Origin of the sequence: Alteromonas sp. RW2A1 (assembly GCF_001886475.1) — a bacterium.
Lineage (GTDB): Bacteria > Pseudomonadota > Gammaproteobacteria > Enterobacterales > Alteromonadaceae > Alteromonas > Alteromonas hispanica.
Window position 1 is genome coordinate 2,745,354 of the sequence record NZ_CP018031.1, and the last position, 17,702, is coordinate 2,763,055.

Consider the following 17,702-nt stretch of genomic DNA (forward strand, 5'->3'; position numbering starts at 1 on the left):
AGCGTTAAACGTATAGCGTTAACAAACAAGAATATAAAGAAACCTCGCTGCACATTAGAGCGCAGCGAGGCTTTTTTAAGGCAAAGTATCAGGCGGTGTTAGCCCATTATTAGAAGCTATAAGATACCTTACCGTAAACATAGCGCCCGGTGAAACCGTATGGCGAAAAGCTTGAATACGGGAATATATTCGAGAACGTTGTAACTTCATCTACAAGGTCTCGTGTTGCTTCTGGATAAACATCAAAAATGTTGTTCGCGCCCACCGACACAGCGAGTTGGTCGGTAATAGCAACGCGTACATCAAGGTCGGTAATCCACTCAGACGGTATTATCTCGTTTCGTGCTTCAACCGATGACGGGTCTTCAACCTCGCCATAGCGAGTTGTTCGCAGCGTGGTTGAATAGATATCGTAAGACCAGGTTACGCCCAAATTTACTTTGCTATCTGGGGCGCTTGTCTCAAAGCGACGTAGTTCAACGTCTGAGAATAAATTACCTTGGTCGAAGCCTGCCCCCTGAAGCACTGCTGGTGCATCCAAAATATCAGTAACTTCATTGTCGTTAAAGTTAATCCCTGCATTAAAATTAAATGCACCAAAATCTGAGGTATTCAGCGTGTAGGTGGAAACAATATCCACACCCTCTGTTCTGGAATTAATGGCGTTTAAGAAGAACCTTGCGCGGGTAGCACCAGTACCTTCAAGCAGGCTTTCGATAGCTTGACCTGACAGGTTGTTCGACAACACAATGCGATCATCAATATCAATGCGATAAAAATCAACCGTTAGGTTGAAGTCTGCAGTGGGTGAATAGGTAAAACCGGCACTGTAGTTATTCGACTCTTCTGCGTCGAGACCTGGGCTACCAAGGGCTTGTGCCACATCACTAGAAGGCGCAAATGTACCTGTTTCCGTCGGCTCACCGTCAACAAACGTGGTAGCCACCGAGGTAAAATACTGCTGCTGTAGCGACGGCGCGCGAAAACCAGTTGATACCGACGCGCGAAGAGCAAATGCATCACTTAGGGTATATCTTTGAGATACCTTCCAATTAAACGTACTACCAAAATCAGAATAATCTTCAAAACGACCGGCAACCGCAACATTCCAACTCTCAGTTACGTCAGCTTCTAAATCCACATAAATACTGTAGTTGTTTCGGCTGTTGTCTCCCGCTGAAGCAGGGGTGAAACCAGGGAATACCTGAGAGCCTGCAGCACCAAAAGGTCCGTCAACTGGGTCAGTCGCTACACCGCCTGGCCCAAACGTGCCTTGTATGTACGAGTTCTCTTCGCCCGCCGTAATGTCGTAACTCTCGTAGCGATACTCGGCGCCCATAGCAAAGTTCATTTCGCTATAAAAAACCCCCGTATCTACTAAGCGAGAGGCATCGGCGTTGAATATTGTGGTGTTGTATTCAAGTGTGCCGGCATTAAAATCTGTCTGACTTGATGGGCCTAGTGAAGTGTTTAAGCTATTCACAACGCTGTATTCAAGTTCATTCCCACCGTGAGTAAGTGACAAATCATAATTCCAGACTTCACCGTATCCCTTTATGCCTGTGATTAGCGACATATCTGAGATATCTGTTTGAATAGATGGAAGAAAGCCGTTGGGATAAATATCTAAAACGTTTCGGCTATCTTGTGCGCGACGGTAAGAACCACCACCTAATGAATCACGGCTACTTAGCCCTGCTGTAGCATAAAATTCAATGTCATCGGTAATAGCCCTTCCCGCGTTAACAAATAGCGCATAGTCTTCAACTTCACCATTACCGTACACGTGATTGTAACGATTAACCGTTAATTCTCTCTCGTCGATGTTTCCGTTCGCATCACGAGAATAATTTTCTCTAGGGTCGAAGTCTGCCCTATTTGCTTGACCTCTGTCGCGGTACTCTGCAGACACATTAACAAAACCGTCGTCGCCCCATTCAAAGCCAACATTGCCGCGCAAGGTAAAGGTTTGACCGTCGGTGAGTTCTCTATCTGAACCTGTGTTAAATACCAGGTTACCTTGCTCATTGGTAGAAACACTTTCTAGGTTAGGTACACCGTCCATTGTAGTGACGTTTGCACCGTAAATTGCTGAAATATTGCCGCCTTCATTGGCATCTTTTAATACAATATTGATAACACCTGCAATAGCATCTGAACCATACTGCGCTGCAGCGCCATCGCGCAATACTTCAATACGTTTAATAGCGTTTGCTGGAATCGCGTTTAAATCAACCGCCGATGAGCCGCGACCTACCGAGCCGTTTAAGTTTAACAGCGCAGAGGTGTGGCGACGCTTTCCGTTTACCAGTACCAATGTATGATCGGGTGCAAGGCCGCGAAGCTGCGCCGGACGCACGTGGTCGGTACCATCGGTAATAGACGGCTGTGGAAAGTTAAAACTCGGCAGCAACTGATTAAGGATCATATTGGTTTCAGTAAGACCCGTTGCTTCTATAGATGATGCATCAATAATGTCGATAGGCACTGGTGAATCATTAATGGTGCGCCCTACTCTGCGAGAACCCACAATTTGAATTTGTTCAATGTCTGTTTCAAGGGCAGCCTGCTCTGGAGACTGCTGCTGAGCAAGTAATGATGAAGAAAAGGCAGCTCCTGCCACTGCACTTGCAATTATTGAAAGCTTAAAAGCCATGACGCCATGTTTTGCTTGTTGCATTCCAAGCTGCCTCCAATAGGCGTTGATTTGCATATAAGACTAACGGCATCTACACATTTATACCTTCCGAACACCTTCTATTGTAAGCTTATGTTTATAATGTGTTTTTTTCTTTAGGAAGTCTATCGAAAGCTCTGCCCACGGTAATTTTTTAACACTACAGTATCCTCACGATTATGGGATCAGAGTACATTAAGCAAAAAAACCCGCCGTTAGGCGGGTTTAGTGGTGCAAAATCGTGACGCTCTTTGTCGCGCTGCTTTTACTTTAGTAGCCCGTAAGTAGAACACACAGTAAGTAGCGGGGTCAGAGTACATTTCTCTGATTTAACGGCACTGGCGATAAAGGTATAACCGGTTCTGATATTTAAAGTAATAAAGTACTTTGACCCCATTATTTTTCTCTGGTGCAGAAAGCAAAAACCCGCCGTTAGGCGGGTTCTTCTTAATGGGACCTGGCAGTGTCCTACTCTCACATGGGGAAACCCCACACTACCATCGGCGCTAATACGTTTCACTTCTGAGTTCGGAATGGAGTCAGGTGGTACCGTATCGCTATGGCTGCCAGGAAAAACTTTTAGTGCAGAATCACGATGCTTTTTGTCATGCTGCTCTTTTTAATAACTACGCGCAAGGAGGACCAACAGTACTCTTTAGAGTCTATTTAATCATCGTTGCTTAATAACTAACAAATCGGAAAGTTTGATATTAATTCAATCAGTGAGTAACTACTTTTTACTCTATTTGTCGTGCAAAATCATGATTGCTTTTTATCATGACTTTTGCGCAAGGAGGACAAACAGTACATATTGTTGTTTGTCACATCCTATCGATTTGCTTATCATTTGCTTACAACGCCAACTTCTCTTCGAAGCCTTTTAGGCGTTGTTGTATGGTTAAGCCTCTCGGGCAATTAGTACAGGTTAGCTTAACGCCTTACAACGCTTCCACACCCTGCCTATCAACGTCATCGTCTATAACAACCCTTCCAGACCTTAAAGGTCAGGGATGACTCATCTCTGGGCCGGCTTCCCGCTTAGATGCTTTCAGCGGTTATCCGTTCCGAACGTAGCTACCGGGCAATGCCATTGGCATGACAACCCGAACACCAGCGGTTCGTCCACTCCGGTCCTCTCGTACTAGGAGCAGCTCCCATCAATCATCCAACGCCCACACCAGATAGGGACCGAACTGTCTCACGACGTTCTAAACCCAGCTCGCGTACCACTTTAAATGGCGAACAGCCATACCCTTGGGACCGACTTCAGCCCCAGGATGTGATGAGCCGACATCGAGGTGCCAAACACCGCCGTCGATATGAACTCTTGGGCGGTATCAGCCTGTTATCCCCGGAGTACCTTTTATCCGTTGAGCGATGGCCCTTCCATACAGAACCACCGGATCACTATGACCTACTTTCGTACCTGCTCGACGTGTCTGTCTCGCAGTTAAGCTAGCTTATGCCATTGCACTAACCTCACGATGTCCGACCGTGATTAGCTAACCTTCGTGCTCCTCCGTTACTATTTGGGAGGAGACCGCCCCAGTCAAACTACCCACCAGACACTGTCCACAATCCCGATAAGGGACCAATGTTAGAACATCAAACATACAAGGGTGGTATTTCAAGGACGGCTCCACACAATCTAGCGACTGTGCTTCGAAGCCTCCCACCTATCCTACACATGTAGGTTCAATGTTCAGTGCCAAGCTGTAGTAAAGGTTCACGGGGTCTTTCCGTCTAGGTGCGGGTACACAGCATCTTCACTGCGATTTCAATTTCACTGAGTCTCGGGTGGAGACAGCGTGGCCATGGTTACACCATTCGTGCAGGTCGGAACTTACCCGACAAGGAATTTCGCTACCTTAGGACCGTTATAGTTACGGCCGCCGTTTACCGGGGCTTCGATCAAGAGCTTCGCTTACGCTAACCCCATCAATTAACCTTCCGGCACCGGGCAGGTGTCACACCCTATACGTCCTCTTACGAGTTTGCAGAGTGCTGTGTTTTTAATAAACAGTCCCAGCCACCTGGTCACTGCGGCCTCCATTTGCTTACCACGCGAAGTGTTCACAAACAGAGGCGTACCTTCTCCCGAAGTTACGGTACAATTTTGCCGAGTTCCTTCACCCGAGTTCTCTCAAGCGCCTTAGTATTCTCTACCTGACCACCTGTGTCGGTTTGGGGTACGGTTCATATAATCATAAGTTTAGAAGCTTTTCCTGGAAGCAGGGCATCAACAACTTCACTCCCTTGGGAGCTCGTCTCGCGTCTCAGCTTTAAGAACCCGGATTTACCTAAGTTCTCGGCCTACTCGCTTTCACTTGGACAACCAACGCCAAGCTTGCCTAGCCTTCTCCGTCCCTCCATCACTGATTATATAAGTACGGAAATATTAATCCGTTTCCCATCGACTACGCATTTCTGCCTCGCCTTAGGGGCCGACTTACCCTGCCCTGATTAGCATGGGACAGGAAACCTTGGTCTTCCGGCGTGGGAGTTTTTCACTCCCATTATCGTTACTCATGTCAGCATTCGCACTTGTGATATGTCCAGCAAGCTTTACAACTCACCTTCATCCACTTACACAACGCTCCCCTACCCAGCACAGTAAACTGTGCTGCCGCAGCTTCGGTATATTGCTTAGCCCCGTTACATCTTCCGCGCAGGCCGACTCGACTAGTGAGCTATTACGCTTTCTTTAAAGGGTGGCTGCTTCTAAGCCAACCTCCTAGCTGTCTATGCCTTCCCACATCGTTTCCCACTTAGCAATATTTTGGGACCTTAGCTGGCGGTCTGGGTTGTTTCCCTCTCCACGACGGACGTTAGCACCCGCCGTGTGTCTCCCGGATAGTTCTCATTGGTATTCGGAGTTTGCAAAGGGTTGGTAAGTCGGGATGACCCCCTAGCCTTAACAGTGCTCTACCCCCAATGGAATTCGTCCGAGGCTCTACCTAAATAGATTTCGGGGAGAACCAGCTATCTCCCGGTTTGATTGGCCTTTCACCCCCAGCCACAAGTCATCCGCTGACTTTTCAACGTCAGTCGGTTCGGTCCTCCAGTTGATGTTACTCAACCTTCAACCTGCCCATGGCTAGATCACCGGGTTTCGGGTCTATACCTAGCAACTCAACGCGCAGTTAACACTCGCTTTCGCTACGGCTCCGCTATTCGCTTAACCTTGCTACTAAATATAAGTCGCTGACCCATTATACAAAAGGTACGCAGTCACCCCATCACTAAGCACCCTGCTTGGGGCTCCCACTGCTTGTACGTATACGGTTTCAGGTTCTATTTCACTCCCCTCACAGGGGTTCTTTTCGCCTTTCCCTCACGGTACTGGTTCACTATCGGTCAGTTAGGAGTATTTAGCCTTGGAGGATGGTCCCCCCATATTCAGTCAAGATAACACGTGTCCCGACCTACTCGATTTCACTGTAAAGCACGCTACGTGTACGGGGCTATCACCCTGTATCGCTCCTCTTCCCAAAGGATTCCACTACACACTAAACAGCTTAAGGGCTGCTCCCCGTTCGCTCGCCGCTACTAGGGGAATCTCAATTGATTTCTTTTCCTAAGGGTACTTAGATGTTTCAGTTCCCCTCGTTCGCCTCGTTACACTATGTATTCATGTAACGATACCTGTAAACAGGTGGGTTTCCCCATTCGGACATCTGTGGCTCAAATGCATTTTGTCGGCTCACCACAGCTTTTCGCAGACTTACACGTCCTTCATCGCCTCTAACTGCCAAGGCATCCACCGTATACGCTTCGTCACTTAACCATACAACAACCCTAAAAAGCCTTGAGTATCGGCCTCATGTCCGCCTTTTGAATTCGGACAAGGGTAATGTTGTTCAATCAAAATTGAGTAACTGAGAAGTCGAAAGACGTACTTTTACTCTACTTGACTTGAATTGCTTGTTATCAACATTGATTGATAGCAAGGCAATTCTTCCGATTAGCTTGTCATGCATTTACTATTAATATCAGCTTTCCAAATTGTTAAAGAACTATCGTGCAAAATCATGACGCTTTTTGTCATGACTTTTGCGCAAGGAGGACCAACATTACTCTTTAAAGTATCGTAAATGCTCCCTCAGGGTAAAAAACCCTAATCAATGCTTACTGAAACAGTAAATATTCATTAGGATTTCGGGTCCAACGTGACACGTTTCCACCTTTGTTACCTTCCTTTCTTAAAGCAAGGAAATGGTAGGCTTGGGCAGACTTGAACTGCCGACCTCACCCTTATCAGGGGTGCGCTCTAACCAGCTGAGCTACAAGCCTATTTTTCAAGCCGGTCGGCGTTGTGACCTCACCGCTCTTATTCGAGGGCAGGGCTGCAACCATCCGAGCTACAAGCCTTCAGTAAACTTCGCTTATGCAAGCTCAGTTTCAAGTAGATGGTGGAGCTAAGCAGGATCGAACTGCTGACCTCCTGAATGCAAATCAGGCGCTCTCCCAGCTGAGCTATAGCCCCATAAACTTGTGTCGTTCTTCATTTTTAAACAAGACTATCTGTGTAGGCACTGCATCAAGTGCGTCTTTCGACGTAATCAGCAATTCAAGTCAAGTAGAGTAAAAAGTACGTCTTTCGACTTCTCAGTTACTCAATTTTGATTGATTACTATTAATATCAGCTTTCCTAATTGATAAAGATCATAGTGCTTAATTCAAAACACTTAGGTTTGATCTTAAATCAAAGCTATAGGCCTTTAATTTAAGTCGTCTTTAAATATAAACAAGACTATCTGTGTAGGCACTGCATCAAGTGCGTCTATCGACGTAATGGTAAGGAGGTGATCCAACCCCAGGTTCCCCTAGGGTTACCTTGTTACGACTTCACCCCAGTCATGAAACACAAAGTGGTAATCGTCCTCCCGAAGGTTAGACTAACTACTTCTTTTGCATCCCACTCCCATGGTGTGACGGGCGGTGTGTACAAGGCCCGGGAACGTATTCACCGCAGTATTCTGACCTGCGATTACTAGCGATTCCGACTTCATGGAGTCGAGTTGCAGACTCCAATCCGGACTACGACATTCTTTAAGGGGTCCGCTCCACATCACTGTCTCGCTTCCCTCTGTAAATGCCATTGTAGCACGTGTGTAGCCCTACACGTAAGGGCCATGATGACTTGACGTCGTCCCCACCTTCCTCCGGTTTGTCACCGGCAGTCTCCTTAGAGTGCCCAATGCTGGCAACTAAGGACAAGGGTTGCGCTCGTTGCGGGACTTAACCCAACATCTCACGACACGAGCTGACGACAGCCATGCAGCACCTGTGTCAGAGTTCCCGAAGGCACCAATCCATCTCTGGAAAGTTCTCTGCATGTCAAGTGTAGGTAAGGTTCTTCGCGTTGCATCGAATTAAACCACATGCTCCACCGCTTGTGCGGGCCCCCGTCAATTCATTTGAGTTTTAACCTTGCGGCCGTACTCCCCAGGCGGTCTACTTATCGCGTTAGCTTCGCTACTCACGACTTAAAGTCACAAACAGCTAGTAGACAGCGTTTACGGTGTGGACTACCAGGGTATCTAATCCTGTTCGCTACCCACACTTTCGCACATGAGCGTCAGTCTTTGGCCAGGGAGTCGCCTTCGCCACTGATGTTCCTCCAGATATCTACGCATTTCACCGCTACACCTGGAATTCCACTCCCCTCTCCAAGACTCTAGTCTGCCAGTTCTAAATGACCGTCCCAGGTTGAGCCCGGGGCTTTCACATCTAGCTTAACAAACCGCCTGCGTGCGCTTTACGCCCAGTAATTCCGATTAACGCTCGCACCCTCCGTATTACCGCGGCTGCTGGCACGGAGTTAGCCGGTGCTTCTTCTGTTGCTAACGTCACGGTGAGCAGGTATTAACTACTCACTTTTCCTCACAACTGAAAGTGCTTTACAACCCGAAGGCCTTCTTCACACACGCGGCATGGCTGCATCAGGGTTTCCCCCATTGTGCAATATTCCCCACTGCTGCCTCCCGTAGGAGTCTGGGCCGTGTCTCAGTCCCAGTGTGGCTGATCTTCCTCTCAGAACAGCTAGAGATCGTCGCCTTGGTGAGCCTTTACCTCACCAACTAGCTAATCTCACTTGGGCCTCTCTCTGCGCCGGAGCCTAAGCCCCGTTTGGTCCGTAGACGTTATGCGGTATTAGCAGTCGTTTCCAACTGTTATCCCCCTCGCAAAGGCAAGTTCCCAAGCATTACTCACCCGTCCGCCACTCGTCAGCGATGTGCAAGCACATCCTGCTACCGTTCGACTTGCATGTGTTAGGCCTGCCGCCAGCGTTCAATCTGAGCCATGATCAAACTCTTCAATTAAATATAAATATATCGAAATATGAATCGTCGTTGTGACACTCTTAACGAGTGCCCACACAGATTGTCTTGTCTAAATTGTTAAAGAACATCGTGCAGAATCATGACGCTTTTTGTCGTGACTTCTGCGCAAGGAAGACCAACATTACTCTCAGTTGATTCGTTTTCCTTGCTCACCGCGAAGCGCTTTGCTTCTTAGTGGCTCACCCTGTTCGAGTGAGGTGCGCATTATACGCTGGAAGCTTTCGTTGTCAACACTTTTTGAAAATTTATTTTCTAAAGCGTTTCTTCTAAACTCCCGTCTTTACTGGCCTATAAAGGTAGTAGAGACTTACTTCAGAAGGATTGCTGTTTTGCTTTTCCCCCGAAGCGGATGCGCATTTTAGGGAAATGAGCGCTCACGTCAACTACTTTTTTAAATAAACATAAAAAAAGCGACCTTTCGGTCGCTTTTTAATCTAAACGTGTATTTAACCAGCGCTTTTATCAAAACTGCTACTATTTCGCTGAGTAATTCTAGAGTCACACTAACTATTGCTGCCTACCTTTTACAAGGTTATCTTCAGACACAGTGCAAAGATTACCCGTTTTTCTGTTCATCGTTGGGTTGCTGTACATCATTGCGCTTGGCACTTTTAAAATCTGCATCTTCTTCATGGTCGCCAACGACATCATCTAAAGTAACTTTATCAACTGTTCTAAATGTATTGATAGGACCAGCAAGTGCATATAACGCAAAAACAATAAATAAAACTAGCGCTGGTTCAGTTGCCACCACAATGAATATAAGTAGTACAAGTAGCAACGCGACAAATGGAACCTTTCCATGCCAGTTCACTTCTTTAAAAGAGTTATATTTAAAATTGCTTACCATAAACAAGCCAGCAAGGCCTGTTACTATAGCGACAACAATACCGTAGTCTGTACCTTTAACATCGTACTCTACGCCAACCCACACAAGGCCAGATACAACCGCCGCAGCTGCTGGGCTTGCTAACCCTTGGAAGAAGCGTTTGTCTGCTATACCTACTTGCGTATTAAATCTTGCCAACCTCAACGCGGCTCCTGCTACATAAACAAACGCAGCAAGCCAGCCCAGCTTACCTAGCTCGGTTAACCCCCAGTTATATGCCACCAATGCTGGAGCCATACCAAACGACACCATATCTGCCATAGAGTCGTATTCAGCCCCGAAGTCGCTTTGCGTATTAGTCATACGAGCAACTCGACCATCGAGCCCGTCAAAGATCATGGCGACAAAGATAGCAACAGCCGCAGCTTCGAAACGACCATTCATAGATGACACAACCGCAAAAAAGCCTGAAAACAGACCCGCAGTAGTTAATAAGTTGGGGAGCAAGTATATCCCTTTACGCTTTTGTTCAGACATATGTCCTCATAGCTCTACATATATAATGATGTAATTATTCCATAGATATTGGTTTGCGCATAGTAAAGTAAGGAATGTTGGCTTTCGTAAGAAACATTATTAGTACCTTTTCCGCATATTTTATGAGGTGACTAAATAAGCTCCTTGCTTTACCTCCCTCGTTTTCACACAAAATAAATCTGTTTGTCTGCACGGTTATTGCCTATAAGCAATAACAAAGTATCAAGGTACATACCTAACTCTCTAATCCATTTATTTATCATATGTATTCATCAATGCGCGTTTAGTACACGCCATATTGAGTGCCAAGCACTCATTTCAGAGCGCCAATCACAAGCTGGGCTTCAGGAGTCTTACTATGTACAAATCTTGCAATTCAAAATTAGGTCAAATATTTCTAGTTTTACCTCTATTGTTCGCATTTACAGTGACCGCATCTCCAGCCTACGCAAAGAAAAATAAAGACTTTTATAAAAACTGTAATTCAAAGAGTGCGAAACACGCTTGCAACTCCTCTTTAAAAGAAAATACATATAGCAACGATACAAACAAACCGTATGACCTAGTGGCCGATGGCGTATCTTATGGAACTAATGCTGCAAACTCTAATGTAACAGTTAATGGAGTGAAAATTTCACTAGCAGCCTTTGCAGATACGCAAAATATTCACAACGAAGTTGTTGTTGGAGCTAGCTTAGAAAAAATATCTGACAAGTGGGCATATGGCGTTACAAATAATGATGAAGCCGGTTATTACGGATGGTCTGATCATGCTATCGATAACGTAAACCACTACAGCCAAGGTAGCAACAATGCCTATTTTAGTGGCATAACAAATGTTGAACGTGATTATGATTTTGTTTTGTTATCTTTTGATAAAGCAGTCACGCTTACGGGTGCTGGATTCTCATGGCTCGCTAATTTAGACGATAGCCAAGTTTCAGTTGCAGCACTTAATAATACGTCGATACTAACGTCGGGCACCAGCACGTGGAGCAATATTGTGGACGATGCGCTAACTACAGGTTCATTTGACATAAAAAGCTCTGGGAATTCTGATTATGCGGCCAATTTCACATTTAAAGATGCCGCAAATTACTGGCTAGTTGGTGCATACAATACTGTTTTCGGCAATATTGGTGGGCGTGTTGGAAATGATGCGTTTAAATTAGCAGCTGTTGATTTTTCTGTTAAGGAAATTGCGGAAACATCAAACACAACTGAAGTGTCAGAACCTGGCACTGTGGGCTTGCTAATGGCTTGTTCTTTGTTTGCAATGTTGCGTCGTAAAACTCTGTTTAACTAAACTAGACTTTAGATCAATGACAAGTGGTACAACCTGTCAGTTTTTTTTACTCCACAAAACTTCATTCAAATATTATCGAGCAAAAACAAAAGGTTAAAACTGGCACACTCTGTGCTTTCAAGCAATATCTGTAGTTGTTGTAGTAGTTTATATTAATGAAAAAATTGATTTCCTTTTTTGTTTTGGTTGCCTTGCAAATCAGTCTAGTAAATGCTGAAGACACATTAATAAAAGAGTATTCATATGACCTTATGACGTATGATGCGTCTGGTGTATTGAGCCCCTCTGGAATAGATATTGATGGAGTAAATGTTGCGATATCTGCATGGGCGGATACCGCAATATCTGTACAAACTATTTCTGGAAGAACTTGTATCTGGATTTTTTGTAGAAACACATCTGTTGAAACAACTGAAGACCTTGACACTATAGAATCTGCAACAGCTCAACTTGTTGATGGATATGGTTATGGAATAAGAAATAACTTGGAGTCACCAGGCGATCACCAAACCATTGATAACTATAGTGATAAAGTAAACGGAACATTTGTAAATTCATTTGAATATCTGTTGTTTTCTTTTGATTCAGAAGTAAATGTCTCTCAAATCGATTTTGGATGGAATGCTAATAATGGTGAGGATCAGCAAGTTTCTGTTGTATCTATCGAAGGCGCGCCTGAGATAGAAGGAGAATCGTGGGGCACTATAGCTCTCAATGCGATATCAGCCTCTTTCAATATTACAGGTGGCAAAAATAACGGTGTAGCAGACTTAAGTTCTTTAGATAACGAATATTCCAATTACTGGCTTGTTGGCGCTTATAACAAAGCCTTCGGGGATATTGGTGGGGATGAGAACAATGATGCGTTTAAAATATCATCAATTCAGTTTAATACTAAACAGGTTAATAACACTACTCCACCAGCCCAAGTCAGCGAGCCCGGAGCACTCGCGTTAATGAGCTTAGGTCTTGGTTTAGTGCTTTACAGACGCAAACGTCGCGCTTAATTGTTTTAAAACAGTTAAAAAACACGTATCTTTACAAGGTGGCTTAGGCCACCTTTTTTTATGCTATTTTTATGCTTGAATAAGGCAAATCCAAAGGTAACTATGAACTTGTTTAATAATAAAAAGCGCTTTGTTAAACGCGCTCTCTTCTCTGTCATCGCCACCTCTTTTTTCACCGTGAACGGTTTTGCCACAACATCAGAGGATTACGAGAAGGCGTTAACAGCGTTCAATCAAAGTGAGTATGACGAAGCGTATATACACCTTAAAAATAGCCTGCAAAAAGACCCTGAAAATTTAGCCGCTAAAATTCTCATGGGGGAAATCTTACTTATTAATGGTTACCTTACCGCAGCAGAACTAGAGTTTGTTGAAGCATTAGAAATGGGGGCCGATATCAATTTAGTCGCTGAGCCCCTAGGAAATACTTGGCTGTTTTTGAACAAATACCAAGATATCGTCGACTTTGAAGAGCTAGACAAACTCTCGGGTGACTCTGAGCAAGAATGGCTGCTTATCCGCGCCACTGCATGCATTCGTTTAGAAGATGAAGCCTGTGCCCTTAAAGATTACAACGCACTCTTATCTCGCGCCCCCAACTTTGTGCCTGCGATAAATGGTTTAGCCTCAATTGCTCTTCAAAACGAAGATTTAACGAAGGCGTCGACACTCATCAACAGAGCTATGGATGTAGAGCCAGAAAACGCCATAACGTGGCGATTGAAAGGCCAACTTGCTTATCGGCAGGGCGACAAGGATGCAGCAACTGCACACTTACAAAAAGCATTAACCTTTAATCGGGACGATCCCATTGCTCTGCGTAATCTCGTAGACCTCTATTTAGAAGCTAAAGACTACGACACCGCTAAAGTGTTTGTAGACGAGATTATTGAAGATACACCGAATGATCCGCTTGCCATACTTCTCAACAGCTGGCTTCAAAGTAGAGACAACGAACAGGCGATAGATAATGAAAAGCTAAAAGAGCTGAATGAGTTTATGGCGCAGCTAGACCCAGAACTTATTACCTCACAACCTATGCTTTTGTACATCAGCGGGCTAACTAACTTTTTCAATAACAATATGGAAACTGCAGCGAAGGATTTCACTTCTTACTTGCAAAAAGAGCCTGACGATCTGCAAGCAGTGTTGATGCTAAGTCAGGTTTATATGGCCACACAGCAGGATAAGCAAGCGCTACTACTACTTGAACGTCATCAGGAATCGCTTATGGAAGACCCCGATTCAGCACTTATGCTTGGCAATCTTTTTATAAGCCAAAACAAAGCGTTTAAAGCGGAACGTTTACTGCAAAACTTAGAGTATAAATATCCTAACGAAGGCAAGTTACAGCTTTTCAAAATTAAGCTGATGGCCGCAAGAGGCAAGCGAGAAGAGGCACTTTCTATATTAGAAGACAATCTACCAGCGTACCGTGATAACGGAGGATTCCTATTTACTTATTCGCTAATGAACTTGCAAGCCGAAAAATTTGATAAAGCATTGAACGGCGCAGAGCTCCTTAGTGCCTTATTTCCTAATGAAGCCGAAGTGTATAACTTGAAGGCCGGAATTCTAATACGTCAGGGACTTCTTGAAGACGCAAAAACCAATATCGAAAAAGCGCTGAAACAAAACCCTACGTTATTCCCAGCGAAATTTAATTTAGCCGCCACGCAAAGTAGATTAGGCAATGTTGAGCAGTCTAATCAGCTTATCGAAGAGCTATTAACGCTATCTCCTCAGCACAACGAAACATTGATGCTCAAAGCATTTAACCTTTCAAAAGAAGGTGAGTTAGATAAGGCTAAACAGATTTATCTAGATATTCTCACGCTATCACCATCAAACATGGCGGCAAGAGAACGCCTTTCATCTTTATATCAACAGCAGGGCGACACCAAAAATGCGCTGTATCACTTAGATCTACTGCTAAAAGATGATTTTGATAATGCAGACTATCTTCTTCGTAAGGCTGCATTGCAAATACAAACCAACGAACGCGCTGATGCAGAGAAAACATTAAGTATTGTTCGCAACTTTATCAACAATGATGTGGGTAAGTTAATCACTTATATGGAGCAGGTTCGCGCTATTGGTAACAACGAAGCAGCAGAGGCTGCCATGGCAAGAGCCTATGAAATTTCCAACGGCAATACGTTTGTTACCTTACGCTACGCGAGCCTTCTACTAGACCTACAAAACAATGAGAAAGCGAAAACATTACTGAGCAGCCTATCGAAAGAGCAGCAGCAGAGTCCGGTCTATCATTTCTTGACGGGTAGGCTTAATGCTAACCTAGACAAAAGCGAGTCCGCAGTTAACGCTTATAAACGCGCATTAGCTATTGATCCAAGTTTTGCCCAAGCTTTCATTGCTATCTATAGCTATGCTCTCAACGAACAGTTTGTGGATGTTTTTCTAAGCACTGCCCGAGAGATGGTAAAAGAAAACGGCAACAACCTACTGGCCAAAAATTTATTGGCGCAGTATTTATTTTTTATCCGAGATTTTGAAGAGTCGACTACTTTATATGAAGAGTTGGTTGAAGAGCCTAATTTGCTTAACCCAGCAGAAGCCTATAATCGACTGGCAATAATGAGCATAGAGAATTCACTCGTTACCGCGAGAAACTATGCGCAAAAAGCCTTTGAGCTCCAACCAAACTCAGCAAGTATTCTAAATACCTATGGCCATATAAAGGCGCTGCGAGGTGAGTATGAGCAAAGCTTAAAAATGCTTAGAGACGCTTTTGCCAGAGATGCTAAAGATCCAAATATTCGCTATCACCTTGGCTATACCCTCGCAAAACTCAACAGAATCGATGAAGCGAAGAAAGAACTTGAGTATGCGGTAAATGTAGAGCGCCCATTCTTCAAGCGCCCTCAAGCAAGGGCACTATTGGAGAGCCTATAAAAAGCGCTGCACAATTGGGCATGAGTAGTTCGTCAGCTACACACAGCACGCACAATTTCTTGCATACTTATCCATCCCACCAATGCCTGGATTAAAGGTATTGGTGGGGTCTAGCTCTCGGTAGAACTTTTGAAGACCATCTTCCGCTTTATACAAATGCCCTACGTTATGCTCAGCTGGATATTTGGCTCCACGGGTGTCGAGCAATGCGAGCATATCAGCTTTAACTTGTTTGGCATCTGCGTCCTTTTTAAGCACGTAGTCTTGATGAAATACGTGGCAGAAAAAGTGTCCGTAGTAGAGAGATTTATCAATATGCTCTGAGATATGCGCAGGTAGTGTTTCCAGCCAGTCTTCGTCATTGCGCCTAAGTGCAATATCCAGCGCTAACACTTCTCCCACATCATGTGCGTGAAGCGTTTGATAACGAACGGCTGCTCCAGCTGCTGCAAACCTGAGTAAAAATGCCCTTGCCGCTTCTTCTTTATTACAAATAATAAATTCCCCGTTCCCCTCTTCATCAAATAACCGGCTTAAATAATCTTTGGCCTCTTGAACGCCTTGGTTACTCATTTTAATAATAAGATGATGCTCGTATTTATCTCTGAAATTAGTTAACGAACGAGGTAGAAACGCAGGAAATAAGCCGCCTACAAACTGCATTACTTTGTCTGTGAGGTTGCTTGGAAACAAGGGCGATTTATTCAGAACGGCGTCAATACGTCCCTTCATTGCGAAAAGTTTTGGAAGTGCATCGGTACCCAAATGATGGATACTCAGGCACGTATCTTTGCCATACTTTTCTGCAATATTAAACATATCTCTGTGCAAATACTCCCCTACCTCAGGTAGCTGGGAAAACTGCTCCAAAAAATCTCGTCTTATGCGCGTCAAGACATTAGGGTCATTGGTTCCCACGTAAAAAGTTTGCTCTTCGTCAGGCACCTCAAACGTATCTACGATTACCGCAAAAACAGCGATTTTGCCCGCACATCCGCTTGCTTCATAAAGGCGTGTTGTATCAGCGTTAAATCGGCTTGGCGTATCCGCACTTGTGTCTCTTACTCTTTTCTCATAGTCACTGGCCGAGGCTTTTTTATCCCATTGTAACTCGTCTTTAGAAAAACGACCTGAAGAGAGGTTTTGAATTATATCTTCGGGTGAGCTTCCTAAATCGATACCTAAATGATTAACAAGGGTTAAATTACCCTCACTATTTACTTTGGCAAATAGCGAGAGTTCGGTATAAGCCGGTCCGCGTTTAACCAATGCACCGCCTGAATTGTTCGCAACCCCGCCGATAATTGAGGCGCCTAAGCAAGAGGAACCAATAACAGAATGCGGCGCTCGCCCTATGGGTCCTAACATTTTCTCAAGCTTGTGAAGCGTGGCACCTGGGAAGCTTAAAGCCTGCTTTCCCTCATTAAGCAGTACTATCTCATTCATCGCTAAGGTGTTAATAATTACCACAGGCCTGTCATAGTCGTCGCCACTTGGCGTAGAACCCTCGGTCAACCCGGTATTAGCAGCCTGCATGATGACAATACAGTTTTCAGCCACACATACTTTGAGCACTTCCCAGTATTCCATTAACGTTTGAGGGAATAAGACAGCGAGCGCCTCGCCTTTGCCAGAACGCCAGCCCGTTCGATAATGCTTAGTTCGTTTACGCGAATGCGAGACAGCACCGTCACCTAAAACGCGCTTAAACTGCTCAATAATTTTGATTGTTTCCACCTGCATTTTCTCTTGCTGCCCTACTACTATTTCAGTCACTTAGATCTTCAGCCAATTGTGTCTAGCTATTAAACGCTTATGTATATTGCTAGTTTTCTTATACCATTAATCATCATAATCTTTGAGGGGATTTAGCCCAACTAAAATTGCAATATCGAGTAGGGTGAGGCTTGCGCCTCATCCCTCTCACAGAACCGTACGTACGGGCCTCGTATACGGCTCCTGCATACTTCATATCACTTGCTAACGCCCTTGCCATTCGGATTATCTTCCCCTCAGTCAGGGTGATTCAGGTTTCTTTCAACCTGACGGGTTTGCCAGCTTCGCTGGGCAAACAAAAAAAGCG

Annotated in this window: 6 protein-coding genes, 2 tRNA genes and 3 rRNA genes; 3 read left to right on the forward strand and 8 right to left on the reverse strand. The window is 44.8% G+C overall.

Translation table 11 applies throughout. The features are described from left to right. Positions 1 to 109: 109 nt before the first annotated feature. The 7 genes from BM528_RS12270 to pssA form a co-directional block, all read right to left on the reverse strand. Complete coding sequence (locus BM528_RS12270) at positions 110 to 2,680, reverse strand: TonB-dependent receptor plug domain-containing protein (protein WP_071981297.1); 2,571 nt, start codon at positions 2,678 to 2,680, stop codon at positions 110 to 112. A gap of 452 nt (positions 2,681 to 3,132) precedes the next feature. Beyond that, a 5S ribosomal RNA gene (rrf, locus tag BM528_RS12275) occupies positions 3,133 to 3,248 on the reverse strand. A 323-nt stretch (positions 3,249 to 3,571) separates the two neighbouring features. Continuing rightward, positions 3,572 to 6,464 (reverse strand): 23S ribosomal RNA (locus tag BM528_RS12280). Positions 6,465 to 6,893: 429 nt separating this feature from the next. Continuing rightward, positions 6,894 to 6,970 (reverse strand) — tRNA-Ile (locus BM528_RS12285). Positions 6,971 to 7,087: 117 nt separating this feature from the next. Then, a tRNA-Ala gene (locus BM528_RS12290) sits at positions 7,088 to 7,163 on the reverse strand. Between the two features lie 312 nt (positions 7,164 to 7,475). Then, positions 7,476 to 9,003 (reverse strand): 16S ribosomal RNA (locus tag BM528_RS12295). Together the 16S, 23S and 5S rRNA genes with 2 tRNA genes alongside form the textbook arrangement of a ribosomal RNA operon. A gap of 577 nt (positions 9,004 to 9,580) precedes the next feature. Then, positions 9,581 to 10,390 carry a CDP-diacylglycerol--serine O-phosphatidyltransferase gene (pssA, locus tag BM528_RS12300; RefSeq protein ID WP_071980061.1) on the reverse strand — a complete coding sequence of 270 codons (810 nt, stop codon included), beginning with the start codon at positions 10,388 to 10,390 and terminating at the stop codon, positions 9,581 to 9,583. A gap of 358 nt (positions 10,391 to 10,748) precedes the next feature. On the opposite strand from pssA, the gene xdp1 (BM528_RS12305) reads away from it, so the two are divergent. From xdp1 (BM528_RS12305) to prsT, 3 genes are all read left to right on the forward strand, one after another. Continuing rightward, positions 10,749 to 11,696 (forward strand): exosortase-dependent surface protein XDP1, encoded by a 948-nt coding sequence (xdp1, locus tag BM528_RS12305; RefSeq protein ID WP_071980062.1) that lies wholly within the window; start codon positions 10,749 to 10,751, stop codon positions 11,694 to 11,696. A 155-nt stretch (positions 11,697 to 11,851) separates the two neighbouring features. Beyond that, entirely contained in the window at positions 11,852 to 12,703 is an 852-nt protein-coding gene (gene xdp1, locus BM528_RS12310; RefSeq protein ID WP_071980063.1) for an exosortase-dependent surface protein XDP1, read from the forward strand. Between the two features lie 102 nt (positions 12,704 to 12,805). After that, complete coding sequence (prsT, locus tag BM528_RS12315) at positions 12,806 to 15,619, forward strand: XrtA/PEP-CTERM system TPR-repeat protein PrsT (RefSeq protein WP_071981298.1); 2,814 nt, start codon at positions 12,806 to 12,808, stop codon at positions 15,617 to 15,619. Between the two features lie 36 nt (positions 15,620 to 15,655). Here prsT and dld read toward each other — a convergent pair whose 3' ends face one another. Continuing rightward, positions 15,656 to 17,362, reverse strand: coding sequence for a D-lactate dehydrogenase (gene dld / locus BM528_RS12320; protein WP_442855913.1), 1,707 nt, complete (start codon positions 17,360 to 17,362; stop codon positions 15,656 to 15,658). Between the last annotated feature and the right edge of the window lie 340 nt (positions 17,363 to 17,702).

Excerpts from the sequence above, each read along its gene's own strand:
- BM528_RS12270 (WP_071981297.1), bottom strand. The coding sequence starts at position 2,680 with ATGCAACAAGCAAAACATGGCGTCATGGCTTTTAAGCTTTCAATAATT.
- pssA (WP_071980061.1), bottom strand. The coding sequence starts at position 10,390 with ATGTCTGAACAAAAGCGTAAAGGGATATACTTGCTCCCCAACTTATTA.
- xdp1 (WP_071980062.1), top strand. The coding sequence starts at position 10,749 with ATGTACAAATCTTGCAATTCAAAATTAGGTCAAATATTTCTAGTTTTA.
- xdp1 (WP_071980063.1), top strand. The coding sequence starts at position 11,852 with ATGAAAAAATTGATTTCCTTTTTTGTTTTGGTTGCCTTGCAAATCAGT.
- prsT (WP_071981298.1), top strand. The coding sequence starts at position 12,806 with ATGAACTTGTTTAATAATAAAAAGCGCTTTGTTAAACGCGCTCTCTTC.
- dld (WP_442855913.1), bottom strand. The coding sequence starts at position 17,362 with ATGCAGGTGGAAACAATCAAAATTATTGAGCAGTTTAAGCGCGTTTTA.